Below are 26710 nucleotides of genomic sequence, written 5' to 3'. Positions count from 1 at the left end.
TAACACGAGAAGCCAGGGAGGCGCACCGTGACCGTCGACGTCGCCACTCTGGTTTTCGAGTTCAAATCCGACAGCGCCATGACCGCCGAACAGCGGATGGATGGACTGATCGCGAAAAGTGAAAAGCTTGAGGCCGTCGCCAAGCGGGTCAGGCTCGCCACTGACCGTGTGAGCGAAGGCCAGCGAGGGGCGGCCGGGGCGGCTGAACGAACGACGCAGGCCAACATGTCCCTTGCTCAGTCGGAGGGGGCGGTGGAGCGCGCCACGCAGAGCGCCGGGCGCGCGTCGGCCCAGGTGCGCGCCCAGCGTCAGCTTGAAGCGGCGGCCATGCGAGAGCTTGCCCAGGCGTCCAAGGCATATGAGCGCGACCTGGCCAAGACCGCGGCCGCGGTGGATGCGCTCCGCCTGTCCGTGGACCCCCTCGGGGCCGCGGTCTCGCGGACCAACGCAGAGATGGCTGAGGCCAACCGTCTCCACAACATGGGGGCTATCGACGCCAAGGAGCACGCCGCGGCGATCTCCGTCCTGACGTCGCGTCTTGGCGCGCTGGATGGCGCTCAAGCCAAGACGGTCGGCTCGTCGCGCGCCGCCATGCGCGCCGGCGTGGACCTGTCACGGCAGTTCGCCGACGTCGGTGTCCAAGCGGCTATGATGACAAATCCCCTCATGATCCTCGTGATGCAGGGGCCACAGATTGCCGACACCCTGGGCATGATGAAGGTCCAGGGTGTGGGCGTGGGCGCCGCCTTCGCGCAGATGGGGGCTTTCCTCGGCCCGGTTCTCGCCATCCTGGCGCCCATCGCCCTCGCGGTCGGGGCCGTGGCCGCCGGCTTCGGGTTGCTGCACCGCGAACTCTCGAAGGGCTATCCCGACGACATCACCAAGGGACTGGGGCTCACCGAAGACCAGCTCGATCGGGTCAAGGACAAGACGGTCACCTTCGGCGACACGATGATGGCCACCTTCACGGTCCTGGGCCGACACATCATGGATACGTGGGTCGGCGGCGTCCTGAAGTGGATGGGCGAGCAGTGGAACCTCACGCTCAACGCCATGACGTCGGGCGCCTTCGAGGCGACCACGAGCATGATGGCGTTCTTCACCGCCAGCTACAAAACCATCGTCTCGAACTGGAGCAACCTTCCCAGCGCTCTGGGCGTGATCATGGCCAACACCGTGAACGCCATGAACCGTTCCCTGGAATGGTTCATCAACGGCAACATCAAGCTGGTGAACAAGTTTCAGGCTGCGTGGTCGCAGATCACTGGCGGCAAAGCTCAGATCCAACTGCCTGAGATGAAGCTGCCTAGGTACGACCCTGCGAAGTTCGGCGGGGCGGACGTGGCGGCCGGCTTCCAGCGTGATTTTGCGACGGATCGGGCCGCCTTCCAGTCTGGGGGGCGCGCCATCATCGGAGAGATCGGGGCGGAGGCCCTAAGGCGGGCGCAGGCCCAGGTGCTCAAGGATGCAGGCAACGCACCCAAGGGCGCCTCGCCCCCCCGCGACGTCACCGACGAGCGCAACTCGGAGATCGCCCGCCTCATCGCCCAAGCGCAGCAAGAGGAACTACAGGCGCGGCTGGCGCTCGTGACCGATGTCACCGAGCGGGCCAAGCTGGAAAAGCAAATCCTCCAAGCCGGCCACCTTGAAAAGATCGCCGAACTCGATGGCCGCATCGCGAAGATCCGCGACGACAAGGCCAACACCGAGGCGGCTGAGCAAATCGCGCTGCTGGAAGGCCTGAAGCTCACCTACGCCCGCATCGAGGACCTGAAGGCGCACGGAATCGACCGCCAGCGGGACGCTGAGCTTGCGCGCCAAGCCCATGACATCCGCATGGGGGAGGTGGGTCTCCAAGCCGAGCTTCTTGGCCACCAGGCGGACCTCAGCCGCTCTACCTACGCCCGCGCGCAGGTCGATCTCGACATTCTCCGGCTCCACCAGGAGCAAGAGCGAATGGGCCTTGAAGAAAAGGTCCAGCGCGGCGTCCTCGGCGGCTACACCGTCCAAGAGGTGGAGCTTGCGAAACAGCGGCTTGATGTGCTGGACGAAATCCACACCCTCCAGACCGAACAGGCGAGCCAGCAGAGCCTGCTGATTGACGCGATCTCGGAAGCCGCCGACGCCGTTGGAAACTTCAAGTCGGCCTTTGGGCGAGGTGATTTCCGGGGCGCTCTGAACAGCCTTCTCCAGACCATCCAGACCGTTCGCGCGGCCTTCGACGCTTCCAAGGGCGGCAGCTTCGGCGGCGGCATGATGACGGCCGGTTCGGCTGCTGCTCAGATGGTTGGCGGCAAGACCGGCAATGCCATCGGTGGCGGTCTCAGCATCGCTGGCATGGGTATGGCGGCGGGCAGCTGGCTCGCGGGCTCGGGCGGGGTTGCCGCGGCCGGCAGCCTTGGCACCCTGCTGGGTGGCGGCGCGCTGGGTGCGGGCGTGGCGAACGGTCTGATGGCCCTCGCTGGCGTGCTCGGACCTATCGCTCTCGCCGCCGGCGCCCTCTACGCCGCCGCGAAAATCTTCAACGTCGGCGGCAAGCCCAGCAACGCGGGGGCGGGATACAACCTCGCGACCGGCGAGTTCACCGGCAAGTCTCGAACAGAAGAGACCGAAGGCGCGGTGAAGTCGGCGGCCGACGCCATCATGAAGGCCCAGCAGATGCTGAAGGCCTCTGGGATCGAGCTTGGCGCCACGGTCAGCGGCTTGGTGATTGGCACCCGCGACCTGAGCCAAATCTACCTGTCGAACGGTCAGACCCTCACCAGCGCGGTTGGGGACAGCGCAGCAGCGGTGGACGCCGCCCTCCAGGGCATTCTCGAAAGCGCGACCTATCAGTCAGACGCTCAGCGAAAACTGGTCGAAAGCACCCTCGCCGCGGGCAAGGGGCTGGACGAGCTCGCCAATGTGCTGGGCGCGTTCGAGCAGGCCCAGAAGATCAGCGGCACCCTTGCCGACGAGATCCTGCGGCTGACCGACCCCAAGGCCTACGACCTGAAGGGCGTCCAGGACAGCATCTCGGCCCAGCGCATCGCCTACGGTGAACTCGCCACCGCCGGCTATCTGACCGCCGAACAGTTCGCGACGATCACTGATCAGCTGACCACCCTTGAACGGCTCCAGATCGACGAAGTGCTGGCGCGGTTCGTGGGCCAGGCGGAGCAGCTGGTGGACACGGAAGCAGCGCGAGCCGCTGCGGCCGCAGAGGCGGCTGAAAAGGCCATGGCGATCCAGGCCACGCAGGTCGGCCTCATGCGCCAACTCCAAGCCATGGACGATGCGGTCCTGGGCACGAACGTGGTCCTGCTGGCGACCCGTCGCGATGAACTCGCGGGGCTCGACGAGGTGTCCCAGGGTCTGAAGGCGATCATCTGGGCCCGCGAGGATGAAGCCAAGGTCATTGCCGCCAACGCTGCCGCGCTGGAAGCCGCCAACGCTAAGGCCGCCGAGATGTTGCGCCAGCGCACGGACCTTGAAGACCAGCTCCTCACCGCGATGGGCCGGACATCCGAAGTCATGGCCCGCCAGCGCGGCGCCACCTTGTCCGGTCTGGACCCCAGCCTGCGTGGCCTGCAATCGGCACTGGACGCGGTGACTGACGCCAACGCCCGGGTGGCTGCGGCCGAGAACGTCAGGGCTGAAGCCGAGGCCACGCTCACCGAAGTCTACAAGCGCGAACGCGGTGCCCTGGTCGCAATGCGCGATGAGGCCCGTGGGGTCAGCGACAGCCTGCGCCAGTGGAGCCGCGCCGTCGCTTACTCAGAGGCCGGCGGGGCTGACCTCTCGCAGCGCCAGACGCTGATGATGGCCGAGCTGGAGCGCCTGGTCCGCCAGGTGCAGGGCGGCGACCTGAAGGCGGCCAGCGAGATCACCGGCATGGGCGATGCGGCCCTTGCCGTCGCGAAGGACACCTCGCGCACCCAGGTCGACTATGCCCGCGAAGTCGCCAGGGTCCGCAAGCTGACTGAGGCCGCCGCCGTGGTCGCCGATGCCCAGGTGGGTGTGGCCGAGGCCCAACTCGCGGCCCTCGACGCCTCCGTCTCGGGACTGCTCACCGTCAACGCCAGCGTGCTTTCCGTGCGCGACGCAGTGATGAGCATGAGCGCGGCCCTGGCGGAACTTGCTCGCGCCAACGCCAGCAAGTCGCAGGCCGACGCCGCCGCTCAAGCCGCGCTCCAGGCCAGCAAGGTCGCGGGCGTGACCATCGGCGCCAACGACAACGCCGACGTCGCCGCGGCCAAGGCCCTCTACCTGTCAAGCAACGGTGGCATCGATAGCGCCACCTTCGACCGCTACGTCGGCGCCAACCCCTTCGCCACCATGCGCCGGCTCGGCTACGACGGCGATCCTGAGGCCCTGCGCGCCAAGTACAAGTTCGCCACCGGTGGCAGTTTCGACATCTCCGGCCCCGCCTATGGCGACACCGTGCCCGTGGGCTTCCTGGGCAACGGCGGCGAGCATGTGAACATCAGCCGCAAAGACAGCATGGCCGAGATGGTCGCGGAACTTCGGGCGCTCCGTGCCGAGGTTGCCAGTCTCCGCGGCGACACGGCCAAGACCGCCGAGAACACCGGCAAGACCGCGAAGTCCTCCGAATCCACAGCCAACACCCTGACCCGAGTGACCCGTGATGGCGACAATATGGTGACCGTTCCGCTGGCTGAGGTCGCCTGATGACTGACCCCATGCGCGTGACCCGCCCGATTGAGATTAGCGCGGCGTCTGGATTGCTCACGTCGACGACTGTGGCCGAACCCTCGCCTGATGAAACCGCCTACGACGGCGGCGCAACCTATGCCAAGGGCGACCGGGCCATCTCGACCACCCTTCACTGGACGTGGGAGAGCGCATCGGCCGGCAATTCCGGCAACGCACTCCCGACAGCCAAAGCGGCCAGTAATGACTATTGGCTGTCCGTGGGGCCGTCGAACCGCTGGCGGATGTTCGATCAGCTCCGCGACACTGTGACCACGGGCGCTTCGCCACTGACTATCGTCGTGACGCCGGGCCAGCGGGTCAATGCTCTGGGCCTGGTCAAAATGATCGCTGACCAGGTGGAGATCACGGCCACCAGCGTTTCTGGCGGCGGGACGGTCAAGAGCGAGATCATCGGGCTCCAAACGCGCGACGTGTTCGGCTGGCTCGATTTCTACACCATCCCATTCGAGCAAGTCCCCAGCGTCGTCCGCTACGACATCCCAATGTTCTCAGATGCGGTGATCACGATCACCCTCACGCGCGGCGGGGGCGACGTCAGCATCGGAGGGCTCATCCTAGGGCGCTACGTCGATATTGGTGAGGTCGAGGTCAACCCCGAGCGCGACAGTCAGAACTTCTCCACCATCGGTTTCAATACCTGGGGCGATAGCGTCCTGACCCCTCGCCGCACGATCCCGAAGACCAGCCAGGAAGTATGGACCGACAAGAGCCGCAGCCGGAAGCTGCTTCGCACCCTCGAAGAACTGAACGCCGTGCCGGCTCTGTGGACGGGCATCAGTGACGAGACCGACGGCAACTTCGAGCCGCTGCTGATCGTCGGCCCCTACACCCGCTGGACCATGCGCCTGAACGAGGCGGGCCAGCTGGTCCAACAAATCGACATCAGAGAGGTCTAACTGTGCCGACAGCACCCACGCCGCACACGCCTCTTCCAGGGGCGCCCAGCTTCAACGACATCCCCAACTTCGACGACGAGGCTGAAGCCTTCGTCGGCGCCCAGGAGACGTTCGGCGATCAGATGGACGCCCTGGCGACCAATGCCTACAACAACGCCGTCGAGGCGGAAGGCTTTGCTGAAGACACCGCCGACGACGCCGAAGCGACGGCCGCCGACCGGGTGCAGACCGGCCTCGACCGCGCTGCTGTAGCCGCCGACAAGGCGACGGTAGCCGCCGATAAGGTGACGGTGCAGAACCTCGCGGCGGGCCTGTCGTTCTCGTCTACCTCGACGGACACGGTCGCCATCGGCACCGGCCCCAAGTCGTGGACCGTGCAGGCTGGTGAGAGCTACCAGAACGGCATGCCTATCGTCGCCACGGTGACGGGCGACCCGACCCGCTACATGGCCGGCAATGTCACTTCCTACAGCGGGACCACCCTAACTATTGCGGTCCCGGTGGGAGGCGATAGCGGCGTCGGCTCGGCGTCAAGCTGGGACATCTCGATTGGCGGGTTGGTGGGGCCCGAAGGCCCGGCCTTCCAGGGCGGCTCGCTCACCAGCGCGATGAACGAAGCCAAGGCGACGGTCGCCAGCCACGCCACGACGGCCGACATCTGGGGCGCGGCGGGCAACCTGATCGACTTCACCGGGACCGCCACCGTCACGGCGTTCCCAGCAGCCCCCCAGGCCGGGGCGCAGCGACGCCTGCTCTGCGCGGGGGCTTGCACCTTCACTCACGGCGCGAACCTCATCCTGCCCGGCTCGACGACTTTCGCTTCGGCGGCAGGCGACATCGTGACCGTTACGGCGGTGACTACTACGCAGTTCAGGCTGACCATCGAAAAGGCCAGCGGTGCGCCGGTCGTGGGTGGCGGCGTCGTCGGCGATGTGATCATCACGGCGCAAACGCCAGCCGACACGACCTATAAGCAGGCCGGATTGGCCTATCTGAAAGCCACCTACCCCACGGCAAGCACTTTGCTCGGGAGCCAGCCTAACCAGCTCCAGGAAGGCGCCGGCGGCTCTAGCGGCCAATACCCGAGCATCACCAGATCAGGCCACAGCCTGAGGGACGCTGGCGTTTGGGCGTTCAAGGCCACCGCTCCAAGTTATTTGCTTATGGTCATTCGCGACACGGCCCCGACAACGATCGTCTACCACTACCTCGACGGGTCATATCAGGTTGAGGCATTCGATTTTAAGAACTCAACCGAGGGCGTGGCCCTTATGTACAACGGCTCAGCGGTATACAGCCAACGGTTTAACCCCACGGCGGGCTCGAACAGCACGCTCGACTTTATAGGGAACTTTGTACCCATTGGCGTTCAATGGGTCCCGAGCCTTAGTATCTGGGTCGCGTGGGGTTATAGCGGGTCCACCAACTACATTTATACCTCGACCAACGGCACCAGTTGGACTGTAAGGATGAATGGAGCGGCGGGCACTTCTAGTATGCTTGGTTGGATGGTTGTCGATGGAAACAACCTCACCATAATTGGGCCGGGGTGTAAGTGGGCCTCGACTAACGCGGGCGTTAGCTGGGCCTATACGGGCTCCCACGCCTATTACATCTCAGACGAAGACCGCTTTGACCAAGATGAAGCGTCGGGGAAGTGCGCCTACAATCAAGGCGACACGATTTATTATGGCACGCCCGCCAATATGATTGCGGGCACTGGCATGACCTACTACCTCGCTGCGGAGTGGCAGCCCGGTGGATACACGTGGTCTGGTGGGTCGGCGGTCGGCTGTCGCGTCAAGGGCTCAACTATTTATCTGCTTTGGTATAACTCCACCACTTACGAGTGTCGGATTATCCAGTTCCCTATGACGCAACCCAATAAGGCAAGGGTGCTTAGTCTCGTTGGGGACGCTTCGTATTGCAATCAGATCGGTCACGCGGTTAAGGTCGGAGAGGGGTTCCATGCGGGCTACCGGACCAACACCGGCTGGTTTGTCGACCTGTTTTCTTACACAAGGTCTACTCAGTTCTACGTGCCCGCGCCCTCGCTTGACCCTGGCCTGACCGCATACATGAAGCTCACCTAAGAGGACCTCAGACGATGGCGCTTTATTACGCTATTGACCCGGCTGGCTTCTATCTGGGGTCCGATCTTGAACTTGACGACGGCGAGGGGATGCCGCCCGGCTATGCCTTCGTGAGCCAGCCCCCGCCAACGCCCGGCGAAAGCCAGTTCGTCCGCCAAGGCGGCGACGGCTGGGTGCTGACTACCGAGGGTCCGCCCACTCCTGTAGACCCCGCCCTAGCCGTTCCCGTCGCCGTGGACATGCGGCAGGCCGAACTAAAGCTGCATAGCGAGCCCCACGGCGACGGCACGCGCCTGGACGCCGTGAGCGCCTACGTCGCCACTCAGGACCCGTTCGTCCAGATCGAGTGGCGGCGCGCGTCGGAGCTTCGCCGCGACCACCCCATGGTGGGGATCATGGGCTTCTTTTTCGGTCTCTCCGCCGACGACTTGGACCAATGGTTCCGGGAAGCCAAGGCCATCGGGCCGACACTGGCGCTGTAGTGTCATCCTTCACCCGGGCCCGCTTTGACCCCATCCCCGGCAAGCGCAGGGAAGGGCGGCAGGTCTATCGCTGCCTGGATGATCTGTGGTTCTGGATCGGCAAGCCCGACAGCGGCTGTGGGGTTGAGATCAAGGCCGGCTTCGAGACCGACTTCGCGTCAATGCCCGCGTGGCTGGTGCGCCTCGTGCCCAGGTGGGTGCGGGACCAGCTTGCGAAATCGTCGGCGCTCCACGACCGGATGCGGGAAGACCTGCAGTTCGCCCTCACCAACTGTGACGGCCTGTTCTGGGTCGCCATGAAGGCGGACGGCGTGAACGCCATCCTCTGCGGCCTGGCCTTCCGGGCCGTGCGGCTGAACACCAGCCGGACCAAGCACAACCCCTGACCAGGGTAAGTCCCCCTCAGGTCACCGGGCAGGCCAGGCCCAGCCGCACTCCCTTCAGGTAGCCCCGCCGCGCCGTGGCCGCCAGGATCGCCAGCCGCAGCTCACGGTCCAGCTTGCCGGCCTGGGTCATCCAGCGCAGCACCCAGCGGTAGGGGATGGCGCCGCGCACCGCGCCCACGATCGCCCGGTTGGCCGCCCGACCCATGGCCGCCGACCGAGTCTCGGCCACGGCCAGCACATCGACATCGGGCCCCAGCAGGTCGTCGAGCTGGCGGAGCTCGCTGGCCATGGCCGCGCAGTCCGGGGGACTTGGCAGGGCATAGGGCGCGAGCGCCGCCGCCTTCAGTTCCGGCGGGGTCACCGCCCCGGATATCCCCAGCCCGGTCTCTCCACCCCGCACCATGGCGCCGGACCTCTGGCCGGGCGCCGACCCCTCCTGGGCTGGGCCGGTGCCGGTGGAGGCGCAGCCCCCCGCCGCCAGGCCAAGGACAAGGACGATGGCGAGCACGGTGCGGGGAAGGCGGCGGGTCATGGCGGTCACGGTCTCATCCCAAGCTTGGCGCGAGCTTGGCCTTACAGGTCGCGCCGCGATCTGATTCAGATCAAGGCCCGTGAAGGCCGCGGGGCTTCAGAGGCCGATCAAAGACCATTCGAGGCGCGCATGACGGAAGGCGCTAATTGAGAAGCTCCGAAACCAAGTGTCCCGCGCTCCAGAACCGATTGTGGGGGGCAGGCCTAGGCCTCGTCTCCAAGACCGACGAGCCTAACGAGGCGCTCGCCACCCGGATCGCGCGCATCGCTCAGTTGCCATTCCGCTTTCTTGAAGATCGCTTCGTCTTCAATGGCCGCTGCTACTTCAACGAAATCGACCTCCCAGCCAGGCATGATCACGCGTGCGTCCTGCGGCAGGGCGCGGAGCGCGCCGATTAGCTCGTTGACGGTCACTGCTCTCTCCTGATCGGCGCGAGTGTGAGCGCCAGATACGCCCGTCCCTGGTTGTTGAGTGAGACCAGGGACGGGCGCTGCCTGCGTCCGAGGTTGGGCGTCGGACGCAGACGGGCACCGGGGTTTAGGCGGCGCACCACCACACTACCCGGGCCTCCGTCTCTCGCAACCAGGAATAGAATCTGGCGTGCGCCCGCCCCTCGTGATTGGGGGGCTAGGAACGGGCGCTTGCCTGCGCAGGGATCCGGGGGGACTGCGCAGGCCCTCACCCAACGCGCCACCATCCAATTCGATCATCAGTAAACGCCGGACGGAGAACGCCCGACCATGACACTCGAAAGCGGCGTAAGCATTGGACAGCTCTTGCTTGCAATCCTCGTCTTGCTCGCGTCTGGCGGGACAGCATGGGGCGCCTTGTTGCAGCGCGTGAAGACGCTGGAGAAGGAAGTCGAGGCCCTGTCCGGGTTCGCCGTGAAGCTCGCGACGATGGAAGCCGACATCGGCCACATTAAGACTGGGATCACCCAGATCACCGGCTCTTGGCTGTTCCGAGAGCCGCCGCTCTATGACGAGATCAAGCGCCAGCCAGCTCCGAGGAAACGGCCATGATCGCTCGCATCTGGAAGGCCATGCTTGCCGCCGCCCCGGTGAAGATATGGGCGCAGATCGGGGGCGCGGCGGTTCTGACCCTTCTACTTGCGGTCGGGACCTGGGCCATCTGGCGCGGCCCGTGGGCATCCCAGCGCCCCGGTCAGCAACTCGACGCGATGTTCTACCTGCTTGTCGGGGTTGAGGTGCTGGTGCTGGTGGCTCTAGCCGCGATCACCGGCCTGAACGTCAGCTTCAAGGGCGGCAGAGACGGGGTGTCTGGGTCCATTGATCAGGACGAACACGCCACCCGCATCGAGACCGTGACCAAGACCACTGTCACCCCGCCGGATGGCGCAGCGGTGACCACGACTTCGGCGACCCCCGGCGCCTAACCGCCTCCCGACGCCTCCCCACAATTGGAGACTGCCATGACCTACTCGCTGGGCGCGAAGTCGCGCGCCAAACTGCAGGGCGTTGACCCTCGACTTGTCGCCGTCGTCGAGCGCGCGATCCAGATCACCGCCGTGGACTTCATGGTGGTGGAGGGCGTCCGCCCCCCGGAGCGCCAGAAACAGCTCTACGCCCAAGGCCGCACCGTCCCTGGCAAGGTCGTCACCTGGACCCTGAAGTCCAAACACATCGAGGGCAAGGCGGTGGATCTGCTGCCGGCCCCCTATGACTGGAAGGATCCGGCCAAGTTCGCACTGGTGAACAAGGCGATGATGCAGGCGGCCGGCGAGCTGGGCGCGGGCGTCCGATGGGGGCGTGACTGGGATGGTGACGGAATCATCGGCGAGAAGGGGGAGACGGATGGACCCCACTGGGAGCTGACGTGAGCCCCGCCCTCCTGATCACCGTGACCGCGCTCGCCGGCATCTGGGCTGTCGTCACCTTCATCTTCCGCATATTCCGATAGGAGCCTGCATGCTCGCGATCCTAACCTCACGATTGGCCGGGCCGATCTCGTCAGCCTTCGCTCTGCTGTTCCTGGTCCTGGCGCTCACCCAGTGCGTGGGCAAGGTCCACCAGACGCGCCGCGCCGATGCCGCCGAGATGGCGCTGTCTGTGGCGAAAACGGACTTGGACCAGTGCCAACGCAACGAGGCGGGCCTGGAGGCCTCCATGCGCGGTCAGAACGCCGCCGTGAAGCGTCTGGAGACCGAAGCCTCCATCCGTACCGCCGCTGCAGAAGAGGCCGTCACCCAGGCCCTGAGGGGCAGGGCGGGGGCAGAGGCGCGCGCCGCCAAGCTTCTGAGGAACCCACCGGCCGGTATCGACGCCTGCGCGCGCATGGAATCCGCCGACACCGCCGTTCTAAGGAGCCTGCAATGAAAGCCCTGATCGCCCTCGCCGCCCTGTCGCTGGCCGCCTGCGCCACCAAGGCGTCCGAGCCTGTGGTGAAGATCGTCACCGTGAACGTGCCGGTTCCGGTCTCATGCATCAGCGAAAAGCTCCCGGCGCCCAAGCCTTATCCCGACGAAGACGCGGCCTTGAAGGCTGCTGGCGGGGCGGCTGATCGCTATCAGCTCATTGCCGCCGGCCGCCTGCTGCGGAAACAGAGGCTTGCCGAGGTAGAGCCCGCGATCATCGCCTGCCGAAAGCCGGATGGCTAGTTCAGCGTTCGGGATCTGGTTTGGAACGCGCACGCCTCCAGAGTTGCCTGGCAGTAGGACCTACGGTATGCGACGTAGGGGAGAAATTTTAAGTGGCTCAACCGATTTTTCGATCTGATATCGATGTCAACTTGGTGCGCCGGTTTCCCAAAGAGGACTTGCGCCGGCAGCAGTTCTTTTTCGAAGACCACTTCGCTCAGTTCATCAACGCGAAGTCGGTCGCCAAGGTCCCAGGTCCTATGCCGGATCCGACCCTATTCACTATGGGTGATGGAAAGCGGACGTTGATTGCTGCGGAGAACGCCGTCCAGCTGGCTTTGAGCTTCAAAGGGGGGCTGCCGAAAGCTGGCCTGCGATCTGCGCTTACGAATGCAATACAGCTCATGGAGCGGCTTGAGGACCGTTACACCGACCACTCAAATTTTTACGAGGGTGTGGTTCTCGTCTGTGAGTTTCCGGTCGCAGACATCCCAAGCGGAATTGATGATCTCTATAGCTCAATATTCAAGCGCCCGAAGCCGCAGGGATTTGAGGCTTTTAGCGTAATGGTCGCTAACAACTCCGCCGAGACAAATTCACTCGTGGAGTGTCAGATCGTCAACAGACTTGAGATCCAACTTCCAGCTTCTGCAGGGGGTTTTATTCACTTCGACCCGGATTTTGTCGACGCCCCTTCTGTACAAGTTGCCACCGTCAAATTCGATCTAAACTCGAAGCCGTTGCGTGGTCATCAGAATGGCTCGCGTTTCGAGCAGCTGGTAGGAGAGCTTGTCGAATTGATTGATCAGTCGGGTGATTTGCTCGGCGACAATCTCGCTAACGCCATTCTACATCAGGTTCGACCGTGACCGAGCCGTTTGAGGATTCGGAACGGCCCCGCGCGCCCGGCTTGCCGACTGCGCCTGGACCATTGACAGGCTTCACCTACGAACCACAGTTCTCCTTGCGTCAGTTTGTGTCTCCGGAGGGAGATCATCCTGCCAGCGGTTTGGTGCGCGCTCCAATGGGGACAGTGTACATCCGCGAGCGCCGCGACATATTCGCCTACGGAACTCTTCCGTTTCCGATCTCAGAATATGTCGCTCCAGCACCGTGCGCTGGCCATGAAATTGCAGAATTTGCGCATTATGAACCGACCGAAATGGTGGCGGCCTCGGAGGAGCCCATGATTGGTCTGCGCCCAACCGTTCGAATTGTTGGTGCGATTGTCATTTTCCTGGCACTCGCTGGAGCGCTTGGGAATTTCGCGGCAGGCTCGGTTGTAGTTCATCCGCTCTTCGTCGTGCTACTCTTCATGAGCGGGATGACCTTCGTCTTTATGAGCTTTGCGCCATTTGGGTCTGCGCGTTGAGCGGCTTTGCAGCTATCGGCCAATCAATCGTGGCCGGCGTGAATTGGCCCACAGTCTTCTACCTAGTTGTCGCCGTTCTCGCCCTCGTCGCCCTCGACAAGTTTGCCAACGTATCCCTGGGGGGCGTGTTGGTGACCCTTATGGCGGAGCTCAAGGACCTGGCCGGAAAGCGGTTTACGGCCGGAGCCGCTAACATTGTCGGGGTATTGTCGATGACTGTGCTGACGGGCGCCTACATTCTCTCGCCGAATGTGAAGGAAATGGTCGCGATCGTCGCTGGGGCAAGCATCGTAGATGCCGGGTCTGATGGGGTGGCGCCTTTGATTGGGCTCGGCATCGTGGCGGCGACGATTTTAGGGTCGGTTTTGGTTGTTCAAGCGGGGGCGCGTAAGCCTTAGGCGGAAGCTGCGAACAGCAGCCGGAATAGGCTTCGTTCCTTAGACTATCTGCAAACCTAGACACCTCGACGGCCTAACCTCGGCCCTGTCCCTGGAGGCCTTCGCAGCCCGCCGTCCCCCAACAGGGTCGGCGGGCTTTTTGCGTTCTGGCTGCGCCGCGATAGGCTCTGCCCATGGACGAACTAGAGACCCGCCTAGCCGGCCTGGAGCTCCTGGTCATGGAGCGCCTGGCCCTCGACCCGCCCGCGATCCTGCGCCAGCTCATGGTCGCCCTGGATGTGGAGTCGTTCGGCGAGGAGCGAGATCAGCGCAACCAGGCCATCGCGATCCTGGAAGACGCTGTCCGCCGGTTCGACGCGATCAGCGAGGGGTTCAGGATCGTGAAGCCGCGGGACGGGTAGGGCCCAGCTCCTTGCCTCGCCCGACAATTTCCAGCGTGCAGTTGGGGAGCGGTCGCTGCAGGGCTTTCGCCTCGTCCCACGGGGCCGAGATCCAGGTCCGAACCTCCTCGGCCGTCGTCAGGATCACTGGCATCGCCTTGTCGTGAAAGGCTCCAACCTCGGCGTTCGCGTCGGTCGTGAGGAAGGCGAAGAGATCGCAGGTCTCCCAGCCGGTCTGGATCTTCCGGACGCAGCCGTAGTCCGCCGTGTGCACGCCAGCGAAGTAGGTGAGGGGCCGATCCTGCCCGCGGGCAAACCAGATCGTTTCCAGCGAGCCGCCAACTTGATCGGGCTCGCTGAAGGCGGTGAACGGCACGACGCACCGGCTCTCGACGGTCAGCCATGGCGCCCAGTGCTTGTTCATCTCCCCCTTGGCGTTGGAGGTGTTCCTTACGTTGGTGGTGCCCTTGTCCGGCTCCATCTTCAGCAGATCGGCGAACGCGGCGTCGTCGATTGTCCTGCCCTTGGCCCGCAGCTTATCGGCCCGCTTGCCGGCCGCCTGCATCAGCGCGAACTTTGAGCTCGGCATTCCCCAGCGAGCGAAGCCTATCTCTTGCCCACCCCCGACGGTGTTGCGCAGGATAGGCGCCCGATAGTCGGGGTAGAGCTGCGGCTTCCACGTAAGGTCAATGTTAGATCCGGCGGCCGGCATGGGCAGCGGCTCGCCCAGCAGCTGCTCATGCGCGTCGGCCCAGCCGTAGAGATCCGTGTGGAGTTCGTAGAGGTTGCACATGCCTCCGAGCTAAGCCCGAGACGCTGAAGTCGGCAAGCTCAGGTCCTTGAGGCCGCGATCTTCTTCATGAGGCTAGCCGCGGTGGCTTTGGCATCATTGCCGGGCTTGGCCCGCGGCCCGTATCAGATGTTGATCCGCGCGAGGCGCGATTACCGCACCGGGCTCTTGGTCGTCGTTGGGAACGTCCGGATTTGGGCTGAGACCTCGACGCTGGCCAACGGCAACATCACGGCGTGGAGCCACCGGGGAAAATCGACCCAACCCGGAAGTCTAGTTGGTCCGCTTTCGGGTCACGTTTTGCAACTCGGCCCGTTCCGCCGACGTGAGGTCGAGGGCGGCTGCCTGGGAAAACTTCGCCTTGGCTTCGGCGGTCTTCCCCAGCTTGGCCAGCGCCTCGCCCCACTTCAGGTGCAGGCGGCCCCAGCGGGGGGCGAGCGGCTGCGCCTTGCGAAAGGCCTCCTCGGCGGCCTTGTCGTCGCCTAAGGCGAGCAGGGCCTCACCCGACCAGGCCGCCGGATCAGCGAAGCGCGGCGCGAGCTTCTCCGCGCGACGGAACACCTGAAGCGCACCTTGGGCGTCGCCCCGCCCCAACCGCTCGCGGCCCCAGTACAGCAGGGTGTTGATCTGCCCCGGATAGAGCAGTTCCGCCGTGCGGAACGCCTGCTCGGCTCCGACGGCATCCCCCTGGCGTGACAAGATCATCGCCCGGGTCAGGGCGCAGAAGAAGCAGTCCACCGGCGTCGTCGCAATTACCTTTTTCGCGGCCTCCGGCTGGCCCAGTTGAACCAGCGAGAACGCTTCCAGCGCCAGTATCCGCGGACTTGCATCGCCTTGTGCGCGCGCTGCACGTGCGATGGCGAGCGTCACGGGCCAGTTTTCCGAACTCAGCTCTATCAGCGGATACGGCGTCACGGCGAGCCGCCGCGCGGCCGTAGTTTCGTGCAGGGCGGCCAGATAGGACGCGTAGGTGGCACGATAGACGCCGGTCGAACCGGCGTTGGCGCGCCCCACGTAGGGCCGCAGCAGCCGCGAAGCCGTGTGATAGTCGAATTCTGATGCGGCCAGCGTGGCGCGAATGCCCGCCCGGTACCAGTCCGCGACAGCCCCGGGCTCGTGGCCAAGCCGCTTGAGCGCCAGCCGGGTGAGGACGATGCTCTCTCGGTTATGCCCCAGCGCATCTGCAACGCTGGCGGCGTCCCGCAGGGCGATCGCCCCTAGCAGCCGGTTCGGACCCTCGGCCGCCTGGCGGAACCACTCGATGCCTTCAGCGGGTCGGAACTCTGAGTAGGCGGTGATCGCGCCCAGGGCATTTGCGGCCGCCGCCCGTGTCAGCGGATCATCACTGGTCTGCAGCACCTGGGCGAGTAGCGGCTTGGCCTCAGCCCAGCGCCCCCCTCGGTAGAGGTATTCCGCATACTGCACCGGCCGTGCCTGGCGGAACAACGCCTCGCCCGTCTGTCTAGCGAGCTCCGGCAGCTGCTCGGCTGAGCCTTCCGCCGTCACCGTACGGCCCACGCCGGTCCGCGCCGTGATGCGAACTCCCGTGGCCGTCTGCACCACCTCGCCGGTCAGGTGGGTCTCGTGGCCCAGCCAGCGCCGTAACAGGCGCTGCACGTCGTCCAGCGAGACGCCGGTCTGGGCCACCTCGATCTTGGTGTCCTGGGTCCAGGCGTCAGCAATGCGCACCGATTGCAGCGAGTTGGCGGCCCGGTCCAGCTCGCCCAGCCGGTCCAGTACGCCGCGCGCCACCACCTCGCCGGTCGCGCCGCGCGAGACCAGCGCCGGGGGTACGGAGAAGGCCTCCACGACGAGCCCATCCGACCGGCTAGCCTGCCAGGCCATGACGCTCAGCGCCGTTGCGGCTGCCAGCCCAGCGAGCCCGGTCAGCACCCTCAGGGCGAACCCGGCCCGCTCAGAAGCTATCTGCCAGCCGATCAGCCGCTCCTGCTTTTCCAGCACCCGATAGGCAATGCCTTCAGGTGAGCGGCCCTCCGCCTCCGCCTCCATTGCGATCTCGATAGGATCGGGCGTAGTGGGCGGGCGTGCCTTTCGCGAGCGTTTCGCCCGCGGCGTCGTCATTCCGTCCGCCATGAGCGCAGCCCCCAAACCGCAGCCGTAACGGTGTTCGACTAGGGGGGAAACGTCAACGGCTGAGCTTGGACTGCATTGGGCGCTCGCGTCTGCAATCCACCCACCTCACCCGTTGGGAATGTCCGCTCATGGCGATGCGGCGATCGCAATCCACGGTCCTGCCGATCCAAGGCCGTCTAGGAGCCAAACGTCAGATTAATGCACTTGCTCTGGGCAGCACCCGCGCTGGTTTGGTAGTGAGGTGCCCTGGTTCAATTGAACCGATGTGAACCGTATTTGGTGGTGAGTAAAGGGTTAGTTGATACCGAACGATATATAAGGGGTGTCTTTAGGGTGTCTCTTAGATACTAGGGAATTTCGTTCACACCGAGCGGGGTTGCGGGCCTTAAAGATCTATCGGTACTGCGGAATTCTAATGCGCGACGGTTCAATTGAACCGCACGTAGTTGTCCAAAGGAGCAACTCGTTACACGAGTGGGGCTCTCTGGTTAGGTTGTGGTATGGACGCGTAGCTAAGCGGGAGAGCATCCCCTTCACACGGGGAGGGTCGCAGGTTCAATCCCTGCCGCGTCCACCACGTCTGAGTGTCACGTGCGTCATCCGCCCTCAGACGTAACTCGATTTATCAGGGCCAGACGCAACCTGGGCGGGGATTGATCCCGTTTCGCGTTGACGTCGAGTTTGAGGATTGCTCAAGCGCCTGTTGTGCGCTGAGTATTGGTCTTCGTCTGGGCCGACCCAGGTATCATTCGGATTCCGCACATGAACCCAAGCGCAAAATGCAGCTCGGCTTTCCTCTTCCTTTTCCTACCGCTCCTCCTAACCGGCTGCTATGGCCCGCAGTTGGCGGAGCCTATCTCCTCCCTCTACCCGTCTATGCCAGCCTACCCGGCCTCCACCCCCGCCCCCATCACCTACCCAGCCCCCAGACCCGCCCTCAACTGCGAGGCCAGGGCTGAGGCTGAGCGCCGGCGCCTCGAAGCCCTCATCCCGACCAGGTCGACGGCCACCTGTAACGCCACCGGCTACGGCCAGGCGACCTGCACCTCCGAGACCCGCCCCAACGTCCACGCGCAGAACGCCTACAACCTCGAACTCAACCGCTGCCAGCTGGGCCAATAACGCACCCAGGGACGACCACGACCGGCTCATCCTCCTACACCCTGGAGGATGAGCCACTACCGCATGTCCTCGCCCGAGATGGGCTCCGACAATGTTGTCGTCTGACCCGAGCTCGAGCCACCTTTAGGGTCAGACGAACGCGAATTTGCTCATCTTAAGGTGTGTTTCTGATCCCTATGGTTTCTGATTCTTGCACTTTGGGTATCTGTCGCCTATTTGAGACAGCTATCGGGGGGGATGGCCGTGGTGGTTGGCTCCCTGCCGCAAGAAGGACGGACGAAATATGGCGGAATCCAAAGGTAACGCGGCCCTTGAGCAGCGGATCGCGCGGCTGGAACAGACGGTCGATAGCCAGCAGCAGATGATTGCGGCCCTGATGCAGAGGCGCAGCGAAGGAGGTGCGCCTGCTGCCGCGAGTGTTGCGGCCGGACTGCTAACGAGATTGACGACGAAGCAGCACGCCGCGCTGCAGATGCTGATGGCGGGCAGGGGTAATTCCGACATCGCCAGTAGGTTCGGGGTCACCGAGAACGGGGCCAAGGTTTATGTGAGGGCGATTGCGAAGAAGGCTGGCGTGAATACGCGGAGTCAGATTGTGATGGCCGTCTACGACGAGATGCAGGCGATTGAGGCGGCGACCTACCAGATCATTAGTAGGGGGCTGCCGAAGGCGTGGGCCGCCGAGTGGTTGGAAAAGGACGTGAAGGAAGATCCGTATGCGAAGCTCTACCTTAAGGACGACGGCGAGGTTGACGAGTAGGACGTTTGGAAAATAGGGCGGGCGTTGCAACTGGACTTTGCTACGTCCATCAGCAGGTGGGCACGGTCTATTGGGCAAATCTAAAATTTGAGTCCCGGCGGCCCGGCGGCGTGGCTGTCGATCGAAGGTCCGGTTCTGGGCCGCAGGTCAGCGGTGAGAATCCCATCCGTTGCTGAACTTCTGAGAGTCCGCTTGTCGGTCGCCTTCGCAGCCGGCGATGGGGCAAGTGGTCCAAGGTCATCATATCCACACTCGGACGCGCCCCCCGACGCCGCAGGAACTGCAGACCAGCCGGTGCCGGACATCCATCGGTGTGGCGTCGGGCCCGAGGCGCTCCTTCGCTTGAGCCGAGGTCCACGCCGCCTCATGGCCGCACTCCTCGCACGCCATCTTCAGGGTCTCCGAGCCGCCCATCATCCGGTGCAGGGTCTGAAACATCATCATCGTTTCGGACCCTTGCTGGCCTTGGCGGTCTGGTTTTCCAGCCAAGCGGGGACAGACTCGGGCCGGTCGAAGCTTCGCAGATGCTCGTGCCAGGACATGTCAGGCGACTTAGCCTTGAAGCGGACTACCCCGCAGCAGTGGAGGCGCTTGCAGCGAGCTGACCTGTCCCAGAGGGAATAGGTCGGCCCCTTCACCCTGGCGATCACCCTCAGGTCCACCTGCATGATCAGGCTGCAACTCATACACTTGGACAGCACGTCCCAGCGCTGCTCGATCATCTGGACGACAGTTTCGCACTTCGCCCGGCGCATATGCAGGGGGACACGGTCCGGATTGCGCGTGCCCACAGGTCACCGCCCTGCCGGCGGCTCAACTTGGCGAAGCACCTTCCAGTGGGACCGACCCCCGCGAGCCTCGATTTCAAACCAGGCGCTGTCGCCCTCAAAGTCTGGCACCTCGCCGGGCTCGAAGAACTTGTGCTGGCGGCTACGACTGCCTGACTTGATCATGAAGTAGAGCGTCTTGCCGCCGACGTCGGTCCGGCGCTCGATCTCTCGGACTTGCGTTGCCACCTGGCTACAGCCCCGTTGGGATGTCGTCGCCTACCAGCCGTAGCCGCGGCTTGGTGCGCAGGGCGGCCGTCGCCGCTCTCAGATTGAAACCCGGGCGCACCAGGGTGACGACGCCGCCCTCACCTAGGACGCCGATGATGGGGACAAGTTCAGGCGGGCGGGCAGTGTTATCGTTGGCGTGCATGTTGACCTCCGGCGAAATTCCTAGAGCCGGGGCAGCGAAGGAGTCTAGCGGAATGTTCTGCTAATGTTCTCGCAAGCTGGGGGGTGGTGTCTCAGTTTGAAATTGATGCTCGCTCTGTCCTAATGTGGTCTCGGATCACGGGGGCGGCGAATGCCAGTCGGGCGAATTGAGCAAATTAAGGCGGGGCGCGTCACAAAGCGCGCCGAGCGAAATTCTGAAGGGGTCTACGTGTGCTTTCCGCACGCCCAAAACACCGGGCCTATTAAGTTCACTTCGCTTGACGACGCGGCTGACTATCTGCGGACTTCGCCGGGCTCGGGCATTCGGATGGAGCCGGGGCGCGGTAAGATTTCCGTGGACGTTTATATCGATGGACTGCCACGCTAGGCAGCAACCCGCTTCTTGTAAGGTCCACGCTTGCCGGGGGCGGTACGGTCAGCCTCGATCTTCTCCGCAATATCTTCCAGCGACCACAGCTTGTCGGCAACGCCAGCAGCCATCGCAGGCGTCAGCTTGTTGAGCGACTTATGCTGGCGCACGAAATTGTAGTGGAAGAAGAACAGCGCCAGGGCGTGGACGTGGTCTAGGAGGAATGCTTGCAAACGCGGGCCGATTTCGAACTGAGACACCACCAAGCTGGGGAGGTTTTAGAACGCCCGCCGAACGGGAGTCAGACGGTGGGGAAATCGCGAGTCAGACGGTCTCAGAATGTTTCCTTGCTGGTGCACCCGCAACCCCTTATCCAGCAACGCCTTGTGAAAATTAGCGCCCTTAGCTCAACTGGATAGAGCACCTGCCTTCTAAGCAGGCGGTTGCAGGTTCGAGTCCTGCAGGGCGCGCCAGGGCTAGCCGCCCGCGGCGCGGAAGGCCTCCAGCCCCCTCTTCAGGTCGGCCATCAGGTCGTCGGCGTTCTCCAACCCGACGTGCAGGCGCATCAAGGGGCCGCCGTAGTCATGGCGGAACTTCCGCGTGCCGAGCTGGGGATCGCAGGAGATGGCCAGGCTCTCGAAGCCGCCCCAGGAGAAGCCCAGGCCAAACAGGTCGAGGGCGTCCAGGAAGGCGTTCACCGCCACCTCGGGGGCAGGCCCGAAGACGAAGCTGAACAAGCCGCAGGCGCCGCTGTAGTCTCGCCTCCATAGCTCGTGGTCCGGACAGCCGGGCAGGGCGGGGTGCAGGACGCCGGCCACCTCCGGCTGATCACGCAGCCAGGCGGCGATGGTCAGGCCGCTTTCCCCCTGTTTCGCCAACCGGGTGGGCAGGGTGCGCAGGCCTCGCAGCATCTGGTAGGCGTCCTCGGGCGCCACGGCCCAGCCGAGGTGGACGATGCCGTTCTCCAGCTGGCCTACCAAGGTCGGATCGGTCGCCGCCGCCGAGCCCATGAAGACGTCGGAATGGCCGCCGACATACTTCGTCAGGGCCTGGACGCTGATGTCCACGCCGTGAGCCAGGGGCTTGATCAGGTAGCCGGCGCCCCAGGTGTTGTCGGCAAGGGTCAGGATGCCCCGTGCGCGGGCCAGGCTGGCGATGGCGGCCAGGTCCTGCATCTCGAAGGAGAGAGATCCGGGGCTCTCCATGACGATCAGCCGCACGGCGTCGCTGGCGCCGCCGACCAGATCCTGGGGGCTCTGGCGCGGATCGAAATAGCGGACCGCCACGCCGAAACGCCGCAGCACATGATCGCAGAAGCGCCGGGTGGGCTTATAGATGTTGTCCACCACCAGAATTTCATCGCCGGCCCTCAGCACCGCCAGCATGGCGCCGGTCAGCGCCGCCAGGCCGGAGGGGTAGAGGCAGACGCAGGCAGCCCCCTCCATCTCGGCGAGCGCGTCGCGCAGGGCGTCGTGGGCCGCGAGGCCCTGGCGGCCATAGGTGATGAAGCTGTCGTCGTCGTAGAGGGCCTCGGCGTTGGGCAGGAGGACGGTGGAGCCCTTCTGGATCGGCGGCCCCACGGTCTTGGCCAGCGACTTTGGCGCGGCGCCGGCGCGGATCAGGCGGGTTTCTTCGGCCATGCGGCTTGACGGCTCGGAACGAACAGGGGCGACAATGCCCGCACTCCTTAGAACCTTGGTGAGGTCTGTGATCAAGGCGCTACGCCGAACCGCCGCCGTTGGACTCCTGCTGTGCCTCGCCGCGTGCGGCGACGCTGGCGATGCGCCCAAACCGCAGCCTGTGACCACGACGGCCGCCGATCCGGCCACCCAGGTTCTACAGGCCAAGGCCAGCCCGACCCTCGCGGCCGTTCGAGCGCGTGGCTACCTCGCCTGCGGCGTCAACGCGGGCCTCGCGGGCTTCGCCTTCCCAGACGACAAGGGGACTTGGCGCGGCTTTGATGTGGACATCTGCCGCGCGGTCGCAGCCGCGGTGCTGGGGGACGCCAAGGCGGTCCGGTTCACCGCGATCCCCGCCCAGGACCGCTTCGCGGCCTTGTCGTCGGGCAAGATCGACATTCTGTCGCGCAACACCTCCTGGACCTTCGGCAGGGATGCAGGCGCGCTCGACTTTCCGGCGGTCACCTATTTCGACGGCCAGGGGTTCCTCGCCCCCAAGGCGCTGGGGCTCGCCAGCGCCGACGAGCTGAACGGCGCGCGGATCTGTGTCCAGGCCGGCACCGCCAGCGAACAGAATCTGGCCGACTACTTCAAGATCCGGGGCCTGAAATACAGCGCTGTCGTTTCGGAGTCCGAGGCGCAGGCCAGGGAGACTTATCAGGGCGAGGGCTGCGACGCCTACACCGCCGATGTCTCGGCCCTGGCCTCGGCGCGATCGCTGATGAACAACCCCAACGCCCACGTGGTCCTGCCCACGGTGATCTCCAAGGAGCCGCTGGGACCGGTGGTGCGTCAGGACGACCCCGCCTGGACCGATATCGTCCGCTGGAGCGTCTACGCCCTGATGCTGGGGGAGGAGTTGGAGCTGACAGCCGACAACGTCGCTGAGGCGCGGGACGACTCGCAGGACCCCCGCGTGCGCCGCCTGCTGGGCGCCCAGGGGAACCTTGGTCCCTTGCTTGGCCTGAAGGCTGACTGGGCCTTCCAGGCGATCCGACAGGTCGGCGCCTATGACGAGGTGTTCCGCCGCAATCTGGGCCAGGGCTCGCCGCTCAAGCTGGAGCGCGGCCTCAACGCCCTGTGGAACGCGCCGCAGCCCGGCCTCCACTATCCGCCGCCGGTTCGCTGACGCTGGGGCAGTTCCCCCTTGCAATACAGCGTTCGGTTCGGCGTCATCTGTTCAACGACATCTGAGCGGACCCTCGAGAGTCCGCCTGCCAGGGAGGACGACCATGAGCGACGGTTCCGTCGATATCCGCCAGGAGGCCCGCCAGCAGGCCGCGGCTCTGCCGCTGGATCAGCTCAATCCCGCCCAGCCGGAGCTGTTCACCAGCGACACCATGTGGGCCCAATTTGAGCGCCTGCGCCGCGAAAGCCCGGTCCACTACACGGAAAACAGCGAGTACGGGCCCTATTGGTCGGTCACCAAGTACAACGACATCATGGCCATCGACACCAATCATCAGGTGTTCTCCTCGGCCGACGGCATCGTCCTGCAGAGCCTGGAGTCCAAGGCCGAATCGGCCGGCCGGCCGACTCGGCCCAGCTTCATCGGCATGGATCCGCCCAAGCACGATGTGCAGCGCAAGGCGGTCAGCCCGGCCGTGGCGCCTCACAACCTGGCCCAGATGGCGCCGGTGATCCGCGAGCGGGCTGGCGCCATCCTGGATGGCCTGCCCATCGGCGAGACCTTCGACTGGGTGGACCTGGTCTCGAAGGAGCTGACGGCCATGACGCTGGCCACCCTCTTCGACTTCCCCTTCGAACGCCGCCGCGACCTGACCTACTGGTCGGACATGATGACCAATCCGCCCGGCCACGGGGTCTGCGAGAGCTGGGAGCAGAAGCGCAGCGAGCTCACCAAGTGCTTTGACGCCTTCGACGGCCTGTGGGCCGACCGGATCAAGGACACCGAGCCGAAGTTCGACATGATCTCCATGCTGGCCCACAACCCGGCCACGCGGGACATGGACGAGCATGAGTACCACGGCAACGTCACCCTGCTGATCATCGGCGGCAACGACACCACCCGGAACACCATCTCCGGTTCGATCTACGCCCTGAACCAGAACCCGGCCCAGTACCGCAAGCTGCGGGAGAACCCGTCCCTGATTCCGTCCATGGTGTCGGAGACCATCCGCTGGCAGACGCCCCTGGCCCACATGGCGCGCACGGCGACGCAGGACCACGAGATCGGCGGCAAGACCATCCGCAAGGGCGACCGGGTGGCCATGTGGTACGTCTCGGGCAACCGCGACGACGAGGTCATCGCCAATCCCGATAACTACATCATCGACCGGGAGCGGCCCCGCCAGCACCTCTCCTTCGGCTTCGGCGTCCACCGCTGCGTCGGCAACCGCCTGGCCGAGCTGCAGCTGCAGATCATCTGGGAGGAGATCCTGGCCCGCTTCCCCACCGTCGAGGTGGTGGGCGAACCCCAGCGGACCCACTCGGTGTTCGTGAAGGGCTACGAAACCCTGCCGGTGATCATCCCGACCCGGAACTAGAGGACAAGGCGCATCGCGCAGCGGTCGGTCAGGCCGCGGGCCGCCTCCTCGGCGAGGATGGCGGCCAGCGCCGTCGGCGGCGCGTCCAGGAGCTCAAAGCCCAGGCGCGCATAGAAGGGCGCGTTCCAGGGGATGGCGCGGAAGGTGGTCAGGGTCGCGGCGCGATAGCCTACGCGCCGGGCCTGTGTGAGGGCGACATCCATCAAGGCGCGGCCGATGCCCTTGCGCTGGTGGTCGCGGCCGACGGCCAGCTCCAGGATGTGGAAGGCGCCCGCCACGGGCTGCGTGGAGATGAAGCCCGCCACGACCTCGTCCTCCTCGGCCACCCAGACCCCGCCGGCCTTGATCAGCGGCGGATAGGCGTCGGCCTCGGCGACGATGTCGTCTGCGATCCAGGCCTGATCGGTGCCCCGAAAGGCCTCGCCCGCCGAACGTTCGATGCGCGGCAGGGCAGGGATGTCGTTCGGGGTCGCCAGGCGGACCTTCAAGAACCGGTCACCACGGCGGTGTCGCTGCGGCCGCCCCATTCGGTCCAGGAGCCGTCATAGACGGCCACGTCCGCGCGGCCGAGACGGGCCAGGGCCAGGGCGACCACCGAGGCGGTCACGCCCGAGCCGCAGGTGGTGACGATGGGGGCGCCGAGGTCCACCTTGGCGGCGGCGAACAGCGGTCTCAGCTGGTCGGCCGGCTTCATCGTGCCGTCCGCATTCAGAAGGCTGTCGAAGGGCGTATTGCGGGCGCCCGGCATGTGGCCCGATCTCAGCCCGGCGCGAGGCTCCGGCGCCTCGCCGCGGAAACGGGCCGCGCCGCGGGCGTCCACCAGCTGGGCGGCCTTCGATTCAAGCAGGTTCTTCACCGCCGACACGTCGCGCACCAGCCGGGCGTTCAGGCGGGGCGAGAGTGCCGTTGGGGGCAGGGTGGCGGGGCCAGCCTCGGTGGGGCGGCCCTCGGCCAGCCATGTCTTGAAGCCGCCATCCAGCACAAAGACCTTGTCGAAGCCCATCACCCGCAGAGTCCACCAGACCCGCGCGGACGAGCGGATCCCGAAGCTGTCATAGACCACGACTGTGGCGTCCCGTGACAGGCCGAGCTCCCCAGCCATCTCGGCGAAAGTCTCCGCCGTCGGCAGCATGTGGGGGAGGTCCACAGTCTTGTCGGCGATGGCGTCGATGTCGAAAAAGACGGCCCCCGGGATGTGGGCGGCCAGATACTCGGCATGACATTCGCGGCCCTCGCCCGGCATGAACCAGGTGGCGTCCACCACCTGGACTTCGCCCAGGCGGGACGCCAGCCAGTCCGCGGAAACCAGGGGGTCGGTCATAGCCAGCCGGGGACAGGCAGGCCCCGCTCCTTCAGGAACTCGGGATTGTAGATCTTGCTCTGATAGCGCGAGCCCTGGTCGCACAGGATGGTCACGATGGTGTGGCCTGGCCCCAGGTCCTTGGCCATGCGGATGGCGCCGGCGACGTTGATGCCGGTGGAGCCGCCCATCACCAGCCCTTCATGCTCGACCATGTCGTAGATGGCCAGCAGCATCTCCTCGTCGCCGATGCGGTAGGCATGGTCGATCTTCAGGCCCTCCAGATTGGCGGTGATCCGCCCCTGGCCGATGCCCTCGCTGATCGAGGTCCCCTCCGACTTGAGTTCGCCGTCGGTGAAGTAGCTGTAGAGCGCCGCGCCGTGCGGGTCGGCCAGGCCGATGGCCACCTTGGGATTCCTCGCCCGCAGCGCCTCGGCCACCCCGGCCAGCGTTCCGCCGGAGCCCACGGCGCAGATGAAGGCGTCCACCTTCCCGTCCGTTTGCTCCCAGATCTCAGGACCCGTGGTCTCGACGTGGGCCAGGCGGTTGGCGACATTGTCGAACTGGTTGGCCCAGATCGCGCCGGCCGGCTCCTTCGCATTAAGTTCTTCGGCCAACCGTCCGGAATAGCGGACATAGTTGTCGGGATTGGAGTAGGGGGCCGCGTCCACCTCCACCAGTTGCGCGCCCAGGAGGCGGATGGCGTCCTTCTTTTCCTGGCTCTGGGTGCGCGGGATGACGATGGTGGTCTTGTAGCCGCTGGCCCCGGCGACCATGGCCAGGCCGATGCCGGTGTTGCCGGCCGTCCCCTCCACGATCCGACCGCCCGGTTTCAACAGGCCGCTTCGTTCCGCGTCGCGGATGATGTGAAGCGCCGCCCGGTCCTTCACGGACTGGCCGGGGTTCATGAACTCGGCCTTGCCGAGGATTTCGCAGCCCGTGGCCTCGCTGGCGCGAGCCAGGCGAATGAGCGGCGTGTTTCCGATGGCGTCCAGGACGCTGTGTGCGACGGTCATGCCCGCTACTTAAGGGGCCATC

30 protein-coding genes and 2 tRNA genes are annotated in these 26710 nt (G+C 65.1%); 20 read left to right on the top strand and 12 right to left on the bottom strand.

Annotation, left to right across the window (positions count from 1 at the left end):
* The first annotated feature begins 27 nt into the window (after positions 1 to 27).
* Genes Q8N10_RS03295 through Q8N10_RS03275 form a run of 5 tightly spaced genes read left to right on the top strand, consistent with a single transcriptional unit; the run spans position 28 to position 8573 of the window.
* Complete coding sequence (locus Q8N10_RS03295; RefSeq protein WP_304777968.1) at positions 28 to 4671, top strand: hypothetical protein; 4644 nt, start codon at positions 28 to 30, stop codon at positions 4669 to 4671.
* Positions 4671 to 5612 (top strand): hypothetical protein, encoded by a 942-nt coding sequence (locus Q8N10_RS03290; RefSeq protein WP_304777966.1) that lies wholly within the window; start codon positions 4671 to 4673, stop codon positions 5610 to 5612. The genes Q8N10_RS03295 and Q8N10_RS03290 overlap by 1 nt, the downstream gene beginning before the upstream one ends.
* Positions 5613 to 5614: 2 nt before the next feature.
* On the top strand, positions 5615 to 7705 hold the full coding sequence (locus tag Q8N10_RS03285; RefSeq protein WP_304777963.1) for a hypothetical protein: 2091 nt from the start codon (positions 5615 to 5617) through the stop codon (positions 7703 to 7705).
* Between the two features lie 14 nt (positions 7706 to 7719).
* On the top strand, positions 7720 to 8187 hold the full coding sequence (locus tag Q8N10_RS03280) for a hypothetical protein (RefSeq protein WP_304777961.1): 468 nt from the start codon (positions 7720 to 7722) through the stop codon (positions 8185 to 8187).
* The gene (locus Q8N10_RS03275) at positions 8187 to 8573 is read left to right on the top strand and encodes a DUF1353 domain-containing protein (protein WP_304777959.1); all 387 of its coding nucleotides are present in this window, start codon (positions 8187 to 8189) and stop codon (positions 8571 to 8573) included. The genes Q8N10_RS03280 and Q8N10_RS03275 overlap by 1 nt, the downstream gene beginning before the upstream one ends.
* A gap of 16 nt (positions 8574 to 8589) precedes the next feature.
* Here Q8N10_RS03275 and Q8N10_RS03270 read toward each other — a convergent pair whose 3' ends face one another.
* Positions 8590 to 9105 carry a hypothetical protein gene (locus Q8N10_RS03270; protein WP_304777957.1) on the bottom strand — a complete coding sequence of 172 codons (516 nt, stop codon included), beginning with the start codon at positions 9103 to 9105 and terminating at the stop codon, positions 8590 to 8592.
* A gap of 203 nt (positions 9106 to 9308) precedes the next feature.
* Positions 9309 to 9518, bottom strand: a complete 210-nt coding sequence (locus Q8N10_RS03265; RefSeq protein ID WP_304777955.1) for a hypothetical protein — start codon at positions 9516 to 9518, stop codon at positions 9309 to 9311.
* A 327-nt stretch (positions 9519 to 9845) separates the two neighbouring features.
* On the opposite strand from Q8N10_RS03265, the gene Q8N10_RS03260 reads away from it, so the two are divergent.
* The 9 genes from Q8N10_RS03260 to Q8N10_RS03220 all read left to right on the top strand — a co-directional run bounded on the left by Q8N10_RS03260 (position 9846) and on the right by Q8N10_RS03220 (position 13872).
* Positions 9846 to 10127 (top strand): hypothetical protein, encoded by a 282-nt coding sequence (locus Q8N10_RS03260; protein ID WP_304777953.1) that lies wholly within the window; start codon positions 9846 to 9848, stop codon positions 10125 to 10127.
* A complete protein-coding gene (locus tag Q8N10_RS03255; RefSeq protein ID WP_304777952.1) occupies positions 10124 to 10501 on the top strand; it encodes a hypothetical protein in 378 nt (125 codons plus the stop codon). The genes Q8N10_RS03260 and Q8N10_RS03255 overlap by 4 nt, the downstream gene beginning before the upstream one ends.
* A gap of 36 nt (positions 10502 to 10537) precedes the next feature.
* Positions 10538 to 10945, top strand: coding sequence for a M15 family metallopeptidase (locus Q8N10_RS03250; protein WP_304777950.1), 408 nt, complete (start codon positions 10538 to 10540; stop codon positions 10943 to 10945).
* Between the two features lie 88 nt (positions 10946 to 11033).
* Positions 11034 to 11441: a hypothetical protein gene (locus Q8N10_RS03245; RefSeq protein WP_304777948.1), complete on the top strand. Its 408-nt coding sequence runs from the start codon at positions 11034 to 11036 to the stop codon at positions 11439 to 11441.
* The gene (locus Q8N10_RS03240; RefSeq protein ID WP_304777947.1) at positions 11438 to 11722 is read left to right on the top strand and encodes a hypothetical protein; all 285 of its coding nucleotides are present in this window, start codon (positions 11438 to 11440) and stop codon (positions 11720 to 11722) included. The genes Q8N10_RS03245 and Q8N10_RS03240 overlap by 4 nt, the downstream gene beginning before the upstream one ends.
* Positions 11723 to 11814: 92 nt before the next feature.
* Positions 11815 to 12570 carry a hypothetical protein gene (locus Q8N10_RS03235; protein WP_304777945.1) on the top strand — a complete coding sequence of 252 codons (756 nt, stop codon included), beginning with the start codon at positions 11815 to 11817 and terminating at the stop codon, positions 12568 to 12570.
* Positions 12567 to 13073, top strand: coding sequence for a hypothetical protein (locus tag Q8N10_RS03230; protein WP_304777944.1), 507 nt, complete (start codon positions 12567 to 12569; stop codon positions 13071 to 13073). Before Q8N10_RS03235 ends, Q8N10_RS03230 begins: the two co-directional genes overlap by 4 nt.
* Positions 13070 to 13471 (top strand): hypothetical protein, encoded by a 402-nt coding sequence (locus Q8N10_RS03225; RefSeq protein ID WP_304777942.1) that lies wholly within the window; start codon positions 13070 to 13072, stop codon positions 13469 to 13471. The genes Q8N10_RS03230 and Q8N10_RS03225 overlap by 4 nt, the downstream gene beginning before the upstream one ends.
* Before the next feature lie 173 nt (positions 13472 to 13644).
* Positions 13645 to 13872 carry a hypothetical protein gene (locus tag Q8N10_RS03220; RefSeq protein WP_304777940.1) on the top strand — a complete coding sequence of 76 codons (228 nt, stop codon included), beginning with the start codon at positions 13645 to 13647 and terminating at the stop codon, positions 13870 to 13872.
* Here the strand turns inward: Q8N10_RS03220 and Q8N10_RS03215 are convergent.
* Positions 13844 to 14644 (bottom strand): SOS response-associated peptidase family protein, encoded by an 801-nt coding sequence (locus tag Q8N10_RS03215; RefSeq protein WP_304777938.1) that lies wholly within the window; start codon positions 14642 to 14644, stop codon positions 13844 to 13846. The genes Q8N10_RS03220 and Q8N10_RS03215 overlap by 29 nt on opposite strands.
* Positions 14645 to 14914: 270 nt before the next feature.
* Entirely contained in the window at positions 14915 to 16735 is a 1821-nt protein-coding gene (locus Q8N10_RS03210) for a tetratricopeptide repeat protein (RefSeq protein WP_304777936.1), read from the bottom strand.
* A gap of 502 nt (positions 16736 to 17237) precedes the next feature.
* Here Q8N10_RS03210 and Q8N10_RS03205 point away from each other — a divergent pair.
* The 3 genes from Q8N10_RS03205 to Q8N10_RS03195 all read left to right on the top strand — a co-directional run bounded on the left by Q8N10_RS03205 (position 17238) and on the right by Q8N10_RS03195 (position 18617).
* Positions 17238 to 17312: transfer RNA gene (locus Q8N10_RS03205), tRNA-Val, on the top strand.
* A 299-nt stretch (positions 17313 to 17611) separates the two neighbouring features.
* The gene (locus tag Q8N10_RS03200) at positions 17612 to 17857 is read left to right on the top strand and encodes a hypothetical protein (protein WP_304777934.1); all 246 of its coding nucleotides are present in this window, start codon (positions 17612 to 17614) and stop codon (positions 17855 to 17857) included.
* Positions 17858 to 18140: 283 nt separating this feature from the next.
* Positions 18141 to 18617 (top strand): LuxR C-terminal-related transcriptional regulator, encoded by a 477-nt coding sequence (locus Q8N10_RS03195; protein ID WP_304777932.1) that lies wholly within the window; start codon positions 18141 to 18143, stop codon positions 18615 to 18617.
* A 440-nt stretch (positions 18618 to 19057) separates the two neighbouring features.
* Here Q8N10_RS03195 and Q8N10_RS03190 read toward each other — a convergent pair whose 3' ends face one another.
* The 4 genes from Q8N10_RS03190 to Q8N10_RS03175 form a co-directional block, all read right to left on the bottom strand.
* Positions 19058 to 19408: a hypothetical protein gene (locus Q8N10_RS03190; RefSeq protein ID WP_304777930.1), complete on the bottom strand. Its 351-nt coding sequence runs from the start codon at positions 19406 to 19408 to the stop codon at positions 19058 to 19060.
* 3 nt (positions 19409 to 19411) lie between these two features.
* The gene (locus Q8N10_RS03185) at positions 19412 to 19633 is read right to left on the bottom strand and encodes a hypothetical protein (protein WP_304777928.1); all 222 of its coding nucleotides are present in this window, start codon (positions 19631 to 19633) and stop codon (positions 19412 to 19414) included.
* Between the two features lie 4 nt (positions 19634 to 19637).
* Complete coding sequence (locus tag Q8N10_RS03180) at positions 19638 to 19817, bottom strand: hypothetical protein (protein WP_304777926.1); 180 nt, start codon at positions 19815 to 19817, stop codon at positions 19638 to 19640.
* A gap of 383 nt (positions 19818 to 20200) precedes the next feature.
* The gene (locus Q8N10_RS03175) at positions 20201 to 20446 is read right to left on the bottom strand and encodes a hypothetical protein (protein WP_304777924.1); all 246 of its coding nucleotides are present in this window, start codon (positions 20444 to 20446) and stop codon (positions 20201 to 20203) included.
* Between the two features lie 136 nt (positions 20447 to 20582).
* Here Q8N10_RS03175 and Q8N10_RS03170 point away from each other — a divergent pair.
* A tRNA-Arg gene (locus Q8N10_RS03170) sits at positions 20583 to 20659 on the top strand.
* Positions 20660 to 20662: 3 nt separating this feature from the next.
* Here Q8N10_RS03170 and metC read toward each other — a convergent pair.
* On the bottom strand, positions 20663 to 21826 hold the full coding sequence (gene metC, locus Q8N10_RS03165) for a cystathionine beta-lyase (protein WP_304777922.1): 1164 nt from the start codon (positions 21824 to 21826) through the stop codon (positions 20663 to 20665).
* 160 nt (positions 21827 to 21986) lie between these two features.
* Here metC and Q8N10_RS03160 point away from each other — a divergent pair, with 160 nt between their 5' ends.
* The gene (locus tag Q8N10_RS03160) at positions 21987 to 22994 is read left to right on the top strand and encodes an amino acid ABC transporter substrate-binding protein (protein ID WP_304777920.1); all 1008 of its coding nucleotides are present in this window, start codon (positions 21987 to 21989) and stop codon (positions 22992 to 22994) included.
* Positions 22995 to 23097: 103 nt separating this feature from the next.
* Positions 23098 to 24372: a cytochrome P450 gene (locus Q8N10_RS03155; RefSeq protein ID WP_304777918.1), complete on the top strand. Its 1275-nt coding sequence runs from the start codon at positions 23098 to 23100 to the stop codon at positions 24370 to 24372.
* On the opposite strand, the gene Q8N10_RS03150 is transcribed toward Q8N10_RS03155, so the two are convergent.
* From Q8N10_RS03150 to Q8N10_RS03140, 3 genes are read right to left on the bottom strand one after another with little or no spacing between them, the layout of a single operon-like run.
* Entirely contained in the window at positions 24369 to 24860 is a 492-nt protein-coding gene (locus Q8N10_RS03150) for a GNAT family N-acetyltransferase (RefSeq protein ID WP_304777916.1), read from the bottom strand. The two genes, Q8N10_RS03155 and Q8N10_RS03150, sit on opposite strands and share 4 nt — an antisense overlap.
* Positions 24857 to 25693, bottom strand: coding sequence for a 3-mercaptopyruvate sulfurtransferase (gene sseA / locus Q8N10_RS03145; protein ID WP_304777914.1), 837 nt, complete (start codon positions 25691 to 25693; stop codon positions 24857 to 24859). The genes Q8N10_RS03150 and sseA overlap by 4 nt, the downstream gene beginning before the upstream one ends.
* Positions 25690 to 26688, bottom strand: a complete 999-nt coding sequence (locus Q8N10_RS03140) for a cysteine synthase A (protein WP_304777912.1) — start codon at positions 26686 to 26688, stop codon at positions 25690 to 25692. The genes sseA and Q8N10_RS03140 overlap by 4 nt, the downstream gene beginning before the upstream one ends.
* Between the last annotated feature and the right edge of the window lie 22 nt (positions 26689 to 26710).

Origin of the sequence: Phenylobacterium sp. (assembly GCF_030693625.1) — a bacterium.
Taxonomy (GTDB): Bacteria; Pseudomonadota; Alphaproteobacteria; order Caulobacterales; family Caulobacteraceae; genus Phenylobacterium; species Phenylobacterium ferrooxidans.
This window is presented reverse-complemented; position numbering and strand designations above follow the sequence as displayed.

What these genes read in the sequence shown, in the direction of transcription:
- Q8N10_RS03290 (WP_304777966.1), top strand. Translation starts at nt 4,671, where the DNA reads ATGACTGACCCCATGCGCGTGACCCGCCCGATTGAGATTAGCGCGGCG.
- Q8N10_RS03280 (WP_304777961.1), top strand. Translation starts at nt 7,720, where the DNA reads ATGGCGCTTTATTACGCTATTGACCCGGCTGGCTTCTATCTGGGGTCC.
- Q8N10_RS03270 (WP_304777957.1), bottom strand. Translation starts at nt 9,105, where the DNA reads ATGACCCGCCGCCTTCCCCGCACCGTGCTCGCCATCGTCCTTGTCCTT.
- Q8N10_RS03260 (WP_304777953.1), top strand. Translation starts at nt 9,846, where the DNA reads ATGACACTCGAAAGCGGCGTAAGCATTGGACAGCTCTTGCTTGCAATC.
- Q8N10_RS03255 (WP_304777952.1), top strand. Translation starts at nt 10,124, where the DNA reads ATGATCGCTCGCATCTGGAAGGCCATGCTTGCCGCCGCCCCGGTGAAG.
- Q8N10_RS03250 (WP_304777950.1), top strand. Translation starts at nt 10,538, where the DNA reads ATGACCTACTCGCTGGGCGCGAAGTCGCGCGCCAAACTGCAGGGCGTT.
- Q8N10_RS03245 (WP_304777948.1), top strand. Translation starts at nt 11,034, where the DNA reads ATGCTCGCGATCCTAACCTCACGATTGGCCGGGCCGATCTCGTCAGCC.
- Q8N10_RS03240 (WP_304777947.1), top strand. Translation starts at nt 11,438, where the DNA reads ATGAAAGCCCTGATCGCCCTCGCCGCCCTGTCGCTGGCCGCCTGCGCC.
- Q8N10_RS03220 (WP_304777940.1), top strand. Translation starts at nt 13,645, where the DNA reads ATGGACGAACTAGAGACCCGCCTAGCCGGCCTGGAGCTCCTGGTCATG.
- Q8N10_RS03215 (WP_304777938.1), bottom strand. Translation starts at nt 14,644, where the DNA reads ATGTGCAACCTCTACGAACTCCACACGGATCTCTACGGCTGGGCCGAC.
- Q8N10_RS03210 (WP_304777936.1), bottom strand. Translation starts at nt 16,735, where the DNA reads ATGGCGGACGGAATGACGACGCCGCGGGCGAAACGCTCGCGAAAGGCA.
- Q8N10_RS03200 (WP_304777934.1), top strand. Translation starts at nt 17,612, where the DNA reads ATGCCAGCCTACCCGGCCTCCACCCCCGCCCCCATCACCTACCCAGCC.
- Q8N10_RS03195 (WP_304777932.1), top strand. Translation starts at nt 18,141, where the DNA reads ATGGCGGAATCCAAAGGTAACGCGGCCCTTGAGCAGCGGATCGCGCGG.
- Q8N10_RS03180 (WP_304777926.1), bottom strand. Translation starts at nt 19,817, where the DNA reads ATGCACGCCAACGATAACACTGCCCGCCCGCCTGAACTTGTCCCCATC.
- metC (WP_304777922.1), bottom strand. Translation starts at nt 21,826, where the DNA reads ATGGCCGAAGAAACCCGCCTGATCCGCGCCGGCGCCGCGCCAAAGTCG.
- Q8N10_RS03155 (WP_304777918.1), top strand. Translation starts at nt 23,098, where the DNA reads ATGAGCGACGGTTCCGTCGATATCCGCCAGGAGGCCCGCCAGCAGGCC.
- sseA (WP_304777914.1), bottom strand. Translation starts at nt 25,693, where the DNA reads ATGACCGACCCCCTGGTTTCCGCGGACTGGCTGGCGTCCCGCCTGGGC.
- Q8N10_RS03140 (WP_304777912.1), bottom strand. Translation starts at nt 26,688, where the DNA reads ATGACCGTCGCACACAGCGTCCTGGACGCCATCGGAAACACGCCGCTC.